12 protein-coding genes and 1 tRNA gene are annotated in these 13,320 nt (G+C 71.4%); 5 read left to right on the forward strand and 8 right to left on the reverse strand.

Going from position 1 to position 13,320, the window contains the following annotated elements:
* The first annotated feature begins 176 nt into the window (after window positions 1–176).
* Window positions 177–1,451: a M6 family metalloprotease domain-containing protein gene (locus AMK24_RS30415; protein ID WP_073772127.1), complete on the forward strand. Its 1,275-nt coding sequence runs from the start codon at window positions 177–179 to the stop codon at window positions 1,449–1,451.
* A gap of 79 nt (window positions 1,452–1,530) precedes the next feature.
* Here the strand turns inward: AMK24_RS30415 and AMK24_RS30420 are convergent, their stop codons facing one another.
* The 3 genes from AMK24_RS30420 to AMK24_RS30430 all read right to left on the reverse strand — a co-directional run bounded on the left by AMK24_RS30420 (window position 1,531) and on the right by AMK24_RS30430 (window position 3,925).
* Window positions 1,531–2,799, reverse strand: a complete 1,269-nt coding sequence (locus AMK24_RS30420) for a class I adenylate-forming enzyme family protein (protein WP_073772128.1) — start codon at window positions 2,797–2,799, stop codon at window positions 1,531–1,533.
* A gap of 179 nt (window positions 2,800–2,978) precedes the next feature.
* The gene (locus AMK24_RS30425) at window positions 2,979–3,554 is read right to left on the reverse strand and encodes an HAAS signaling domain-containing protein (protein WP_073772129.1); all 576 of its coding nucleotides are present in this window, start codon (window positions 3,552–3,554) and stop codon (window positions 2,979–2,981) included.
* Window positions 3,551–3,925, reverse strand: a complete 375-nt coding sequence (locus AMK24_RS30430; RefSeq protein ID WP_073772130.1) for a PadR family transcriptional regulator — start codon at window positions 3,923–3,925, stop codon at window positions 3,551–3,553. The genes AMK24_RS30425 and AMK24_RS30430 overlap by 4 nt, the downstream gene beginning before the upstream one ends.
* A gap of 615 nt (window positions 3,926–4,540) precedes the next feature.
* Between AMK24_RS30430 and pheS the strand changes: the two genes are divergently transcribed.
* The 3 genes from pheS to AMK24_RS30445 all read left to right on the forward strand — a co-directional run bounded on the left by pheS (window position 4,541) and on the right by AMK24_RS30445 (window position 8,008).
* A complete protein-coding gene (gene pheS / locus AMK24_RS30435) occupies window positions 4,541–5,533 on the forward strand; it encodes a phenylalanine--tRNA ligase subunit alpha (RefSeq protein WP_158072186.1) in 993 nt (330 codons plus the stop codon).
* Window positions 5,530–7,602, forward strand: a complete 2,073-nt coding sequence (locus tag AMK24_RS30440; RefSeq protein WP_073772132.1) for a phenylalanine--tRNA ligase subunit beta — start codon at window positions 5,530–5,532, stop codon at window positions 7,600–7,602. Before pheS ends, AMK24_RS30440 begins: the two co-directional genes overlap by 4 nt.
* Window positions 7,603–7,935: 333 nt before the next feature.
* A tRNA-Arg gene (locus tag AMK24_RS30445) sits at window positions 7,936–8,008 on the forward strand.
* Between the two features lie 196 nt (window positions 8,009–8,204).
* Here the strand turns inward: AMK24_RS30445 and AMK24_RS30450 are convergent.
* The 4 genes from AMK24_RS30450 to AMK24_RS30465 all read right to left on the reverse strand — a co-directional run bounded on the left by AMK24_RS30450 (window position 8,205) and on the right by AMK24_RS30465 (window position 10,904).
* Window positions 8,205–9,026, reverse strand: coding sequence for an aminoglycoside phosphotransferase (locus tag AMK24_RS30450; RefSeq protein WP_073772133.1), 822 nt, complete (start codon window positions 9,024–9,026; stop codon window positions 8,205–8,207).
* A gap of 109 nt (window positions 9,027–9,135) precedes the next feature.
* Complete coding sequence (locus AMK24_RS34400) at window positions 9,136–9,273, reverse strand: hypothetical protein (RefSeq protein WP_199876542.1); 138 nt, start codon at window positions 9,271–9,273, stop codon at window positions 9,136–9,138.
* Window positions 9,270–10,388: a radical SAM protein gene (locus tag AMK24_RS30455; protein WP_073772134.1), complete on the reverse strand. Its 1,119-nt coding sequence runs from the start codon at window positions 10,386–10,388 to the stop codon at window positions 9,270–9,272. The genes AMK24_RS34400 and AMK24_RS30455 overlap by 4 nt, the downstream gene beginning before the upstream one ends.
* A 315-nt stretch (window positions 10,389–10,703) precedes the next feature.
* Window positions 10,704–10,904 (reverse strand): hypothetical protein, encoded by a 201-nt coding sequence (locus tag AMK24_RS30465; RefSeq protein WP_242435323.1) that lies wholly within the window; start codon window positions 10,902–10,904, stop codon window positions 10,704–10,706.
* A 123-nt stretch (window positions 10,905–11,027) separates the two neighbouring features.
* Between AMK24_RS30465 and AMK24_RS30470 the strand changes: the two genes are divergently transcribed.
* Window positions 11,028–12,374 (forward strand): hypothetical protein, encoded by a 1,347-nt coding sequence (locus AMK24_RS30470; RefSeq protein WP_073772136.1) that lies wholly within the window; start codon window positions 11,028–11,030, stop codon window positions 12,372–12,374.
* Here the strand turns inward: AMK24_RS30470 and AMK24_RS30475 are convergent.
* Window positions 12,352–12,885 carry an NUDIX hydrolase gene (locus AMK24_RS30475; RefSeq protein WP_073772137.1) on the reverse strand — a complete coding sequence of 178 codons (534 nt, stop codon included), beginning with the start codon at window positions 12,883–12,885 and terminating at the stop codon, window positions 12,352–12,354. The genes AMK24_RS30470 and AMK24_RS30475 overlap by 23 nt on opposite strands.
* Window positions 12,886–13,320 lie beyond the last annotated feature (435 nt).

Raw genomic sequence — 13,320 nt, forward strand, 5'->3', positions numbered from 1 at the left:
ACGGGGAGAAGCTCCCCGCTTATTTCCGCCCATCATGTGACCTGGAACACAACCGCTCGGGAGGAAAACCCTCCGATCGGCGCACCCGGCGAGCGCCCGCGGGCCGCCCGGCACAGGCTGATCGCCAGAGCGCAGTCAGGGGACGGCCGGCTGCCGCGGACCCCGAAGGCGCCTCTATGCAGCAGCCCCGCCACCGGATACGCAGACACCGCCGCCCGATCGCCCTGGTCGGAGCGACCGCGCTGGTCATAGCGGCCATGGCCTCGGCCAGCACCACCCTCCCGGCCGGCGGCCGCGCCTCGGCCGGGTCGGCGGCCACCACCCAGGACGCCGCGCTCGCGCCGTGCCGGATCGCCACCGCCATGGGCGTCCAGATGTCCGAGGGCCTGCCCACGCCGCCCGGTTACGCCCCGTCGACCGGCGAGGTCAGGGCGCTCAACCTGATGATCGACTTCCCGGACGCGGAGGGCACGGAGCCGGCGGCGGAGCGGTACGCGGAGTTCTTCCCGCAGACCTCCGAATGGTTCAGGACCAGCTCGTACGGGCGGCTCGACTACCGGCCCGAGGCCCCCGTCCAGGACTGGCTGCGGATGCCGGCGCCGTTCGCGGAGTACGGGATAGAACGCGGCTCACCGTTCGAACCGGGCTACCGCCAACTGGTGAAGGACATCGTCGCGACCGCCGACCCGCGGGTCGACTTCTCGGCGTACGACCTGGTCAACGTCCTCGTCACCCCGAACGCCGGCCCCTCCGCGCTGGACACCGTGCTCTCGGTGACCTTCTCCGGCAACGACGAGGCCCCGGAGGCGGACGGCGTGCCGCTCTCGAACACGTCCTTCGTCTACAGCCGCCAGGACGACGGCTCGGGGTCGTACGCCGAGACCGGCTACCGCGTCCTGCCGCACGAGAACGGCCATGTCTTCGGCCTGCCCGACCTCTACACGATGGAGGGCGGCGGCTCGGTGGGGCACTGGGACATCATGTCGGAGGACTGGGGGGCCAACAACGACTTCCTGGCCTGGCACAAATGGAAGCTCGGCTGGCTCGACGACGACCAGATCAGCTGCGCGTCCCGGCCCGGCGTCAGCGATCACACGCTCGGCCCGCTGGCCGCCGAGGGCGGTCCCAAGCTCGCGTTCGTCCCGCTCGGCGCGGAGTCCGGCTACGCCGTGGAGGTCCGTACGGCGGCGGGCAACGACGAGGCGGTCTGCCGGCCCGGAGTGCTGATCTACAAGGTCAGCACGGACGTGGACACCGGCCAGGGCCCGGTCTCCGTCGCCGACGCCACGGAGGACAGCGGCGGCTGCACCCGCCGCCCCAACGTGCACGCGGAACTGTCCGACGCCCCGTTCCGCCCCGGCCAGACCTTCACCGACCGGGCCAACGGCGTACGGATAGCCGTGCTGGACGAGGACGACGGCGCCTACCGGATACGGGTCACGCGCCCGTGAGGCGGGGGCCGCGCCCGTGGGCGCGGGCCCGCTCCGGGACGGGCCGGAGGGGTGGCGCGTCCGCGGGCCGGGCGACCGCTCACACGTCCGCGGCCCGGCCGACGACCGAGACCCACCCCTCGTGGAGCACGGCCCGGTCCCCCGTACGGAACCAACCGCCGTCGCCGAAGGCGGCACCGGTCGCCGCCGCGTCGCGCCAGTAGCCGCGGAACAGCGACTGGCCGCGCAGCCACAACTCCCCCGCCTCCCCCTCGGGCAGCTCCTCACCGGACGGTCCGGCGATCCGCACCTCGGTCACCGGTGTGGGGCGGCCCGCGCCGCCCGAGCCGGCGCCCGGGCCGTCGCCGAAGGGGGCGAGGACCGTGCCGCCGGTCTCGGCGAGGCCGTACCCGCCGGGGAGGAGCGGACCGGGGCCCCGCGACCCGCCCCCGCCCGGTTCACCGGTCACCGCTCCGGCCGGTCCATCGGTCAGGACGAGGGCGGCGCCGACCGCCATCGCACCGTAGAACCCGGTGAACGCGGCGGGATGGGAGAACGGCAACGTCATCCGCGTCTCCGGGGCGGGCCCCTGCCCCGGGATGACACCGCGCACCAGGGCGGAGGCCGCCGCGTGGTAGCGGGGGTTGAGGGCGGAGGCGGCCTGGGCGAGGTGGGTGGCCACCGCGCCCCGGGGGCGGCCCGCGACGCGCGAGGTGTAGAGGATCGTGGCGTCGTCCTCGGGCCGGGGCTCCACGTCGGGCGGCGCGGCCAGCGGATCGGGCGCGGGGAACTCCTCGTACCGCTCGATCCGCAGCCCCGGAGCTCCGCCCCCCGGGCCCCCGGAGCCGGGGAAGAGGACGACGCGCGCCCCGGCCCGCCGGGCCCATCCCGCCACCCGCCCCAGCCGCTCCCCGTCCACGAGGAGCACGGCGGGTTCGCAGTCGTCGAGGACGTGGGCGAACCCCTCCTCGCTCCACCGGACGTCGAGGGGCACGGCGACGAGCCCCGCCAGCTGGGCGGCCCAGAAGGCGACCTGCCACTCGGGGCGGTTCCCCATCGCGACCACGGCCCGCGCCCCCGAGCGCAGCCCGTAGCGCTCCCGCAGGCGTACGGCGAGGGCGGAGGCGGCGGCGAAGAACTCCCCGTAGGAGCACGTCCGCTCCCCCGCGATCAGGAACGGGGCGTCCCCGTGGGCCCAGGTGGTCTCCACGAACTCCCGGAGCGTACGGGGGCCGTGGGCGTACTCCGGAACGCCCCGCTCCCCGGGAACGACGGCGAACGGGGCGCCCGGCGCGGTGAGAGACGCCTCGACGCGCTCGGCCCGCCGGGTGTGCTCGGACGGGAACGAAGACGGGTGGACATGCGGCACGGACGGCCTCTTCTCGCGCTGACGCCGGAACCTACTGACGCGCGCGACGCTATGCGGGCAGAGGCGCGACGCCAAGGCCGCCGGGGCCGGGCGGCTCGATCCGCGGGGCGCGCGGGGCGGCGCCCCGCGAGGCCGGCGTTCCCGGCCCCGGCGGGGCGCCGTGGCGGTACGGATACGGGTCAGGCCCTGCGGGACCGCCAGAGCCAGGCCGACGTACCGGCGATCACGGCGAGGGCGATCACGTTGGCGACGAGGGCCGGGGTGTCACCCGCCGGAGCGATGGTGGTCTCGTCCCAGACGAGGATGGCGGCGCTCGGCAGAACGGCGGTGAGCAGGACGCCGACGGCCTTCTGAACCGGGGTCCAGTGCACCGAGGTGCACAACAGGACCGCGCCGACGATGCGGAACAGACCGCTGCACAACTGCGCGGCTGGCACGTCGGGGAGGAGCATGGCGAGGAGGTAGGGGACGGTGAGCATCAGGAGCGGGACCACCGGGTGCACCTTGCCGCGCCGGGCCGGTGCGGCGGCGCCCGGTATGCCCGCCTCCGCCAGCGCCGTGGCCGCGATCGTCCGCGGATCCCCGAGGCCCGCGAGGATGTCGCCCACCGCGACCGCGGGCTGCTCCGCACGCGTCACCTCGATGTGCTCGGCGAGGTCCGCGAGCAGTTCCTGCCGACGGTCGGCGGGCAGTGCGGAGGCCTCCCGCTCCACAGCGGCGAGGTAGTCGCGTACGGGGTCGGCGGTCGTCTTCATGCGAGGTCTCCGGCAGAGGTGTGGGGGGCGGTCAGGAAGGCGTCGACGGCGTTGCGGAAGTCCGGCCAGACGCGGGTGAATTCGTCGAGCGCCGCCCTGCCGCCATCGGTGAGCGCGTAGTAGCGGCGGGGCGGCCCGGAGGGCGACTCCTGCCAGGCGGTGGTGACCAGGTCGTCGCGGCGGAGCCGGGACAGCAGCGGGTAGACCGTGCCCTGGCTGGTGGCCAGGGCCCCGGACCCCTCCAGCTCGCGCAGAAGCTCGACGCCGTAACGAGGGCGGTCCCGCATCAGAGCGAGCACGCAGTACTCCAGTACGCCCTTGCGCAACTGGGCGGCTGCCCGCGCCTGCTTGCTCGCATCACCTGCTTCCATGCGATACACAGTGCCTGACCCGACAAGGTCGAACGCAAGCCCCGCCCGCCGCCCCTGCCCGGCCCCGTCGAGAACCGCCCGGAGCCCCGCCCCTCGCCCTCGCCCTCGCCCTCGCCCTCGCCCTCGCCCTCGCCCGGAGAACGCTCCACACCAGGGAGCCCGCTTCGGTCGCGCCCGATCCCGTCCGGCAGAGGTGAAGCAGGGCAGGCGCATACACCCGACGGCAAAGAATGATTATTGATTGGTCACCGTTCATTCGCACGGATAGATTCGACAATCAAGCAGCAATGCAGAGTGGTCGCGCCCCGGGGGCGTGAGGTGGTCGTGGAACCGCACGGGGAGAGACCGATGAACTGGCGCGCATGCTCTATCGGACAGCGCACAAGCGGCTCGACCGGGACGCCGCCACCGTCGCGCCCGAGGTCGGAGCCGAGCCCGGACAGGTCGAGCGGGCCCTGGGAAGACCCTCCGACCTGGGGTTGCTCGTCTCCGCCCCGGACACGTCGTCGGGTTGTGGCCGCGCACGGCCGGACCAGGCTCTGACGCGACCGCTCGCGAGACGGAGTGGGTGAGTTGAAAGACATCGAGAGCCTGCGGCAATCCTTCGTGGAGGAATTGTCCAAAGCGTCACACAGGTCTGAGCTCGAGGCACTGCGGACATCATTTCTGGGCCGACGCAGTTTCATCAAGGAAGAATTCCGGCGGCTGCCGGAACTTCCCGAAGAGGAGCGCCGCGCCTATGCCGTCCGGCTCAACGAGCTCTCGCAGCAGATGCAGGGGGAGATCGACAGCCGCGTGACCGTCGCGCGCAAGGCGGAGACGGCCAAGCAGCTGGAGGCGGAGTGGGTGGACGTCACTCTGCCCGGTCAGGCCCACCGCACGGGTGCGTGGCACCCCCTCACCGAGGTCGAACAGCGCTGTCTCGCCGTCCTGCGGAAGCTCGGCTTCGAACGCGCCGAGGGCCCCGAGGTCGAGGACGCGTACCACAACTTCGACGCGCTCAACATTCCGAAGCACCACCCGGCCCGCGACATGCAGGACACCTTCTGGCTGGACGCCGGGCAGCTGTTGCGGTCCCACACGACGACCGTGCAGGCGCGGGTCCTCGGTGAGGGACGCGAGATCCCGATCAAGGTCGCGGCCGCCGGCCGGGTCTACCGGAACGAGGCCGTGGACGCCACCCACCTGGCCATGTTCCACCAGTTGGAGGGCTTCTGGCTGGAGCCCGGCCTGAGCGTCGGCCACCTCAAGAGCCTGCTCGCGTTCGTGGCGAGGGAACTGTACGGCGAGGACGTCAAGTTCCGCTTCAAGCCCAAGTACTACCCCTACACCGAGCCGTCCCTCGGCCTCGACATCGCCTGCACCCACTGCGGCGGCGACGGATGCGAGGCCTGCCACCACATCGGCTGGGTCACCATCATCGGCGCGGGCATGATCCACCCTGCCGTGCTGCGCGAGTTCGGCTACGACCGGGACGGGATCACCGGCATCGCGTTCGGTTGGGGAACCACCCGCATGACCTCGCAGTGGCTGGGCGTGACCAAGGTGCGCCCGCTCTACGGATCGGACCAGCGTCTGCTGAACTACCTTCACCGAGGCCACCAGTGAAACTGACCATCGCAGGTCTCCGTACCTTCCTCCCGGGCCTGTCGGACGACGCCACCGTCTTCCGCAACGCGTTGGACGAGTCGGGGCTGGAGGTGAAGAACATCGAGGCGGACGGCCCGAGGACGTCCGTCACCCTGGAGTTCCTCGCCAACCGGGGAGACCACCGGAGCTACTCCGGCATCGCCCGCGAACTCGCCGCCCGGCTGGGCCTCCCCCTCTCCGACGTCGCGGTGGACCCGCTGGTCGTCGGCCCCGACGGCCCCTCGGCCACGGTCAGCACGGCGCACTGCCTCGCGTACACCCTGACCCCGCTGGAGGTGCTCGACGCGACCGCCGAGCTGCCCGCGGACACCGTCGAACGGCTGACGACGTCCGGCCTGCGCAGGGGCCTCGCCGTCGTGGACGCGGCCGAGGCGGCCGGCCTGGAGCTCGGCCAGCCGGTCCAGGTGTACGACGCGGCCAAGGTCCTGGGCGCCGTCGAGGTCCGCACGAGCCGCGCGGGCGAGACCTTCACGATGCCCGGCGAGGAGACCGCCCGCCCCCTGCCGGAAGGCACCCCGGTGGTGGCCGACGAGGAGAAGATCCTCTCCGTCGCCGGCGTGATCGGGAGCGAACTCGCCGGGGTGACGGCGGAGACCCGCCGCGTACTGCTGGAGTCCGCCGCCTTCGACCCCGTGGCGGTCCGCCTCGCCGCCACCGCGCTGGGCGTCTCCACCCCGGCGTCGCAGCGCTTCGAGCGGGGCGCGGACCCCACCGCCGTGCACACCGGCGCCGGCCGGGCGCTCCACCTGCTCGGCGAGTCCAAGGCCGCGGTGCGGACCAGCTCCACGAGCGAGCCCCAGCGGTGGAACGACACCCTGCCCGTCCTGTCCGTGGACCCGGCACGTGCCTCGGCGCTCCTCGGCATCGCGCTGGACTCGGCCGACATCGCCGAGCGGCTGGCGGCGTACGGCTTCCGGGCGGTGGACGCGGACCGGTTCGAGGTCCCCGGCGCCCGCATCTGGGACGTCAAGGAAACCGAGGACCTGTACGAGGAGCTCGCCCGGCACATCGGGTTCGACGCCCTGCCCGCCGCACCGCTCCCCGCCAGCACCGGCGCGGTCCTCACGCCCCGGGAGACGCTCGTCCGGACCGTCGGCGACACTCTGGTCGGCTTCGGCTTCATGGAGACCTTCACCGACGGCTTCTACTCGAAGGAGACGCTGAAGGTCCTCTCCCCGGCGGACGGCCACCCCCTCGCCGCACACGTGGGCATCGCCAACGCCGAGGACCGCCGCTACTCGGTGCTGAAGAACAACTGCCTGGCGCAGGCGGTCGCCGCGGTCGGCGCCAACCTGCGTTTCAAGCAGGAGCGGATCCGCCTCTTCGAGGTGACGCAGGTCTTCCAGCCCGACGTGTCGGCCGCGAACGGGCTGTGCAGGGAGCGCCCCGTGCTGTGGGCGATCGCATCGGGCCGGCGGGAGGAAGGACTCTGGTCGGGCGCCTCCGCCCCCGTCGACTACTTCTTCCTGCGCGGCGTCGCCGAGGAGGCGGCGCTCCGCTGCGGCGTCGGCCTCACCGTCGAGCGGCTTCCCCAGACCCACCCGCTGGCCGACTTCCTCCACCCGCACCGCAGCGCCCTCCTCCTGGTCGACGGAGCACCGGCGGGCGTCTGCGGCGAGGTGCACCCCGACGTGCGGCACCGCGCCGGCCTCGGCGGCCGGCGTCCGGTCTACCTGGAGTTCGACTTCGACGTGTGGACCGTACGGACCGCACGGGCGGCGACCGCGCCCTTCCGCGAGGACCCGCCGGTCGAGCGCATGCTGGACTTCGTCATGCCCCGCGCGGTCTCGAACGACCAGGTACGGGGAGTCCTCCGCGAAGCCGCCCCGGAGTGGGTGCGGTCCGTCGAGGTGGCCGACGTCTTCCTCCCGGACCGCGGCGCCCCGGGCCGGCGCTCGGTGACCTACCTGCTCCGCTTCGACAGCGAACCGACGCGCCCCGTGGAGGAGTTCAACGCGGTACTGGACCACCTGGTCCAGACCGTGACGGACCGCTTCGGCCCCGAGGGCGTCCACCTCCGGACGTAGCACAACGGATCGGCCCGGCTCCGGCCCGCAGTCCGGCTCCGGGCCCCGCCACGGGCGTGGCGGGGGCCGGGGCCGGTGGGGGGGGCCGGGGCCGGTGGCAGGGGCAGGGGCCGGTGGCCCCGCCACGGATCCACCTCCTGCGGCTATCCGTGCGACCACTCCCAGCCCGATCCGCTAGGCTGTCAGCGGTCAGTCGGCTACCAGGCGCCTGCCGAGGAAAGCGTTCGCGAGGACGGTTCCCCCGGGTATGCGCACGCGACCTGACCAGCATGGTTGCCGAGGCAGCCCGCGCGATCCCCCCGGGGTTCGCGACAGGAGCCCCGACAAGGCCCGGCCTTCGTAGCTCAGGGGATAGAGCACCGCTCTCCTAAAGCGGGTGTCGCAGGTTCGAATCCTGCCGGGGGCACAGCAGGCCGGCGGCCCCCAGGAGAAATTCTGGGGGCCGCCGGTGTTTCGGGAGCGGGCAGTGGCTTTACGGCGAGCACGGCCGACAAAGCTGACGGAAGCGGGGCGGGTTCCCAGCTCGCACTGCTCACCGCGGGTTGCTGTTCAACCAGCCATGGCCGGGGCCGGCCGCTCGCTCCCCCAGTGGACGGTTCAGTTCAACCAGTTCTGCGGTGTGTGTGCCAGGTGGTGGCGGCAGTCGCGAGGCGCAGGGTCCACGGGTCGGGGTCGGCGGTGCTGATCTCGGACCAGACGTTGGCGTTGGCGGCGGCGAAGGCGGTGACGCCTTTGGCGGGGGCGGGGTGCCAGGCGGGGATCTCGGCGGCCCACTTTTCGGCCCATGCGGGGCTGTGTCCGGCGGCGATGAGCCAGATGATCCAGTAGCCGGCGTCGAGCCAGGCCGCGCCGCGGGTGGCCCAGGCCCAGTCGACCAGGCGGGCCCGATCACTCTCGGAGGCGTGATTGTCGACGAGGACATTGGCGTTGTTCAGGTCGGTGTGCAGCAGGTGGGTCCCGGCGAAGTAGCGGAGGTCGTCGGGGTGGGCGGCGTAGCGCTCCAGGCGCTGTTCGGCGTGACGCAGTTCGATGTCGGGGCAGGAGATCTCGCCGAGGCGGCGCAGGAGGGCGGCGACTTCGGGGAGGTCGGGGGAGCCGGGGGCGTAGTCGGCGTGGTGGCCGTCGAGGGCTTCGAAGCCGAGGAGGTTCCATCCGGCGGTCTCGACGCGCCAGCGGAGGGCGGGGGCCAGGCCGGTGAGGAAGGGGGCGACGGCGGCCTCCCGGTGCTGGGTCCAGGCGCGGGGGTGGTCGGTGCGCAGCCCTTTGATGTGCCAGGTGCCCGTGGCGGAGGTGACGCGGGCCGCGATCTCGCTGTTGAAGCCCTCGGCGGTCTCCTCGACCGTGAGGAGGGGGCCGGTGTGTTCTTCGACGGCGGCGCGGACGGCGGACGGCAGCTGGCCGAGTCCGATGCGGATGGTCGCCATGGGGCTTCACTCTTCCACGAGGGCGGGTGCGGGTGCGGGCGGGCAGTGGTGCGGGGGCTTCCGGACGGAAGAACGTCCGGAAGCCCCCGCGGTTCTGCGCGGCCGGTGTCTACCGGTACGGGTTGTCGTCGTTGCAGCCCGGGACGGCTCCTTCGGTCAGCACCTCCAGGTCGTCCAGGAGGATCACTCCTTCGGGCTCCTCCAGGACCGGGGGTCGGGGGTTGATCTCCACCATGACAGCGGTCATGTCGCTTCCTCGCTTCCGTGTTGGCAGTAGGTGTTCAGTGGTGCCTTCGCCTCCTGGTACGCCTTGGCGAGCGGTCGGCAGACCCGGCAGGCGCCGGAGAGCCGACAGTCGGCGCAGCCACCGGTGCGAAGCATCTGGGCATCGGCGATGCCGGGCAGACGGAGGAGCCCGTCCAGGCCCTCGGACATGAGGTCGATGGGGTTTTCGCGGCCGACTTTGCACATGGTCGCCAGGCCGTGCGGGTCGACGTGGAAGAAGGTGTGGCCGGCGGGACAGCCCTTGAAGACGCTGGTCTTGTCCAGGAAGCCGGGCGCCTGCGCGGCCAGCGGTTCGGGCGTGCCGGTGTAGGTGGGGGAGATCGTGCCGTACTCCTGGCAACTCGCCCCGTACCGCTCGGCGAGGATGCGCATGGCGTCCAGCTCGTGGCCGTTGTGCCGGGTGATGATCAGCGCCAGTTCCAGTGCGATGCCGGCCTCGCGTGCCGCGAGGAGGCCCTTCTCGACCAGCTTGAAGGCTCCCGGCTTGCGGGTGAGCGAGTCGAAGCTGTCCGGGGCCGCTCCGTAGAGGGAGACGGTCACCTTGTGCGGTGGCAGCTCGCGCAGGAGGCCGATGATCTCGGGGTGGTGGAGCCGGGAGCCGTTGGTCAGGATCTCGATCAGCATCCCGGAGCGGTGGGCGAGCGTGTACGCGTCCACGAAGTCCCGGTCGATCAGCGGTTCGCCGCCGGTGAACTGGAGCCACAGCGCCCCGGCGTCCCGCAGCAGGTGCAGGAGCCGGACCTTGTCCGGCCAGGGCAGCCCCTCGAACCTCCGCTCCGCGAGGTAGCAGTGCTCGCAGTTGAAGTTGCAGCCCTTGTTGATCTCGTACGTGGCCCGGCCGTAGCCGGGGCGGGTACCGGGGCGTACGAGGACGGCGTCCCGCATCGCCGCGTCCGCCAGGTCCAGGCCCCAGGCCGTACGGGCGTGGGTGAGGAGCCAAGGCGGCAGAGGGCTGCTGCTCCCGGCGGTCGAGGCCAGTTCTTCGTACAGCGGCCGGGGGATGCGCATGCCGCCCTTGGAGCCGGGGCGGGCGATCAGGAACGTTCCGTTGTACGGGCTCGCGATCAACTGGTGCACGGGGCCTCCTCCGAAGTGCTTTCCCAGGTGAGCTGTTCGGCGTGACCGACGAACAGACAGCAGCCGTCTCCGTCGGGCCCGGGGCGGCTCCCGGGCAGTCCGGCAGTATGACGAGTTCCGTCTCGTCCGCCCCGAACCAGCGGAGCCACAGCGCAGTCCCGTACGCGCAGTCATCGGTCAGAAGACCGAAGTGGTCGCTGTCATCGTGCGTGGACAGCTGGCACTGCACGGCCGTGTCGATGTACGGGACGGCCGACTTCTCCCGCGCTTCCCATGTCAGGTCGAGAGGCACCCGGCACCAGTGCACGCACCGCATCACAACACCATCCGGAAGGCCGCGACGACGTTCCGCTCCTGCTGCGAGCACCGGGGGCAGACGCACGGTGGGTAGCGGCCCGGGTTCTCCGGGACCACCGGGTCCTTGCCCACGCGTACCTCCATGAGAGGGCTCCACGTCTGGCCGGAGTCGCGGGAGACCCGCAACGTCATCCGTACGTCGTCCTGTCCGTTCAGCATGAACAGGAGCATCGCGATCTGCGGGACCGGCCAGAAAGGCCAAGCGGTTTACCCAACCTGGGTAACATCACCCTCGGTTCACCAAGTGCAGCGATCCGTAGTCCTCATGCCGGAGCGTGCCCGATGCCCGAGCCATCTCGCTCGAAGGAACTCCCGGTCAGCCTGCTCACGGACCCAGTCATGATCGAGGCATGCCAGGTCCGAGACTTCGGTCGCATCTTTCAGCTGGTCAAGGCACGAGCAGGCATCTATCCGTCGATGATCGCGCGCCGTTGCGACTTGACCCCGAGTCGCGTGGGCGAGGTGATCGCCGGACGGCGGCAGTTGCTGCACATGGACGTGATCGAACGGATCTCGGATGGACTGCGCATCCCCGGACACATGCTCGGTCTTGCCCGACGCTCCTGGGAGACGCCGCCCAGCCTGACGGTCACGCCCCGTGAACCGGTCGAGGTGCCGACCTCAGCCGGCGAACCACTGGCCGCCGGACTACCGGGGGCGGATGTCGACAGTATTCTCGCCCTGGCGGCCGAGCGGGATCTCAGCCCGTCAACGCTGGACGCGTTGCACTCGTCGATCGCGGACTACTGGCGCCGGGACGACGAGCACGGCGGCGAGACCTTACGGCCGGCGGTCGTCGGCCAGCTCCGCTACGTCGTCGACCTCCTCAAGGAGCAGCGTCCGGCTCCTTTACGGGACGGCCTGCACAGCATCGCGGCCGAACTGGCCCGGCTCACCGGATGGACCTACTTCGACGCCCGCCAGTACAACCAGGCACGCGCCTACTTCACCGAATCCCTCGGCTTGGCCAAGGCCATCGACGACCGCCAGTTCATGGCCAACGTCCTCGCCTGTATGAGCCTCCAGGCCACCTACCAGGACAAGCCCGGCGACGCCCTCGCACTCGTCACAGCCGCCCAGGACCAGGCGCGAACGGCCGCGGGGACGACACCGCGCGTGCTGGCCATGCTCGCGATGCGCGAAGCCTTCGCCCACGCCACCCTCGGCAACCACAGTGCGACCCACACCGCGATCTCGGAAGCCCACACCCATTTCGGACGGATCAGCACCGGCGATCCGGACCCGGCCTGGGTCGCCTACTTCGACGAACCGAAACTGATCGCGGACACCGGCATCGCACACGGCCGCCTGGGCGAAACCGCCCTCGCCGAACCCCTCATCACGGACGCCCTCCGCCGAGAACACCATACGAACCACCGAGGCCGCGCCTTCCACGCCTTCTGGCTCGCCCGCACCCAACTCCAGCGCGGCAAACTCGACGAGGCGTGCCACACGGCCATGGACGCCCTGGCCCCGGCGGCGGCCGTCAGCTCACAACGAGTCGCCGGCCATCTGCGGGAGTTCTACGAGCAGTTGGAGCCCTTCCGCCGGGTACCGGCCGCAGTGGCGTTCGAGTCCCGGCTCCGGGAAGTGCTACCCCGCCAGATCAGCGGATCGCCTCGTCCATGAGCACATAGAGCAACCCGACCAGAGAGCCACTGCTGACGATCTCGCGACGGTCGATCATGCCCCGCACGTCGGTCAGCGGGATCCACTCGATCCGGTCCGACTCGTTCTTCTCGGTCGGCGGCCCCTCGTACGCCGCCCCATCGGCCCGGAAGATGTGGTGCTGGGAGTCGGTGATGCCGTTGGCAGGCTCCGCGTAGATCAGCGGCTTCATCGAGCCGGGCCGCCAGCCGGTCTCCTCCAGCACCTCACGGGCTGCTGCTTCTGCGGGCGTTTCACCCTCCTCGACCAGGCCCATGGGCAGCTCCCATGCCCAGGCGTCCGTGATGAAGCGGTGCCGCCACATCATCAGGATCTCGCGTCGCTCGTTGACGACGGCGGCCACGGCCAGGTGGCGGAGCTTGACAACGTGGTGCTCCCAGCGGTTCCCATCCGGGGTTTCGACGTCGGTGAGCCACAGGTTCACCCAGTTGTTCTCGTAGATCGGACGTTCCCCGTGGATCTTCCACTGCATGGCTGCGGCCCCTCTCGATCGGGCTTCAGCATCGCAGAGGTGCGGGCGCAGCGAGTGGGCATCGGACAAGTTCGCGTCACATTGACACTTACAAGATGTGTGTGCAGCGCGCCAAGTCAAGGGGCGGGCCAGGGGAGTCGGGGCGCTCATGCACCCTGACGGCTCAGTAGTGCATCGTCTGGTGTTGGCAGAGGCGTACGGAGGATTGAACGACGGCGCGGACAAGACCTTCCGTTGAGCGGCCGGGCCGAAGCGCATGTGTGCTGGGTCGGTTGTTACAGGTTCCTCTACCTCATCAAGGCACCCGGCTGCGCTCCGCTCCGCCGGGCGCGCTTCCCGGCTCTGGCTCTGCCCGCGCTCCTGCCTTCGCCCGCTCTGCGCTGCCGCCGCCGACGCGCGCCCACAACGGGATATGAACTTGCTCCGCTTTGACGG

The organism is Streptomyces sp. CB02366, assembly GCF_001905905.1.
In the GTDB taxonomy this organism is placed as follows: domain Bacteria; phylum Actinomycetota; class Actinomycetes; order Streptomycetales; family Streptomycetaceae; genus Streptomyces.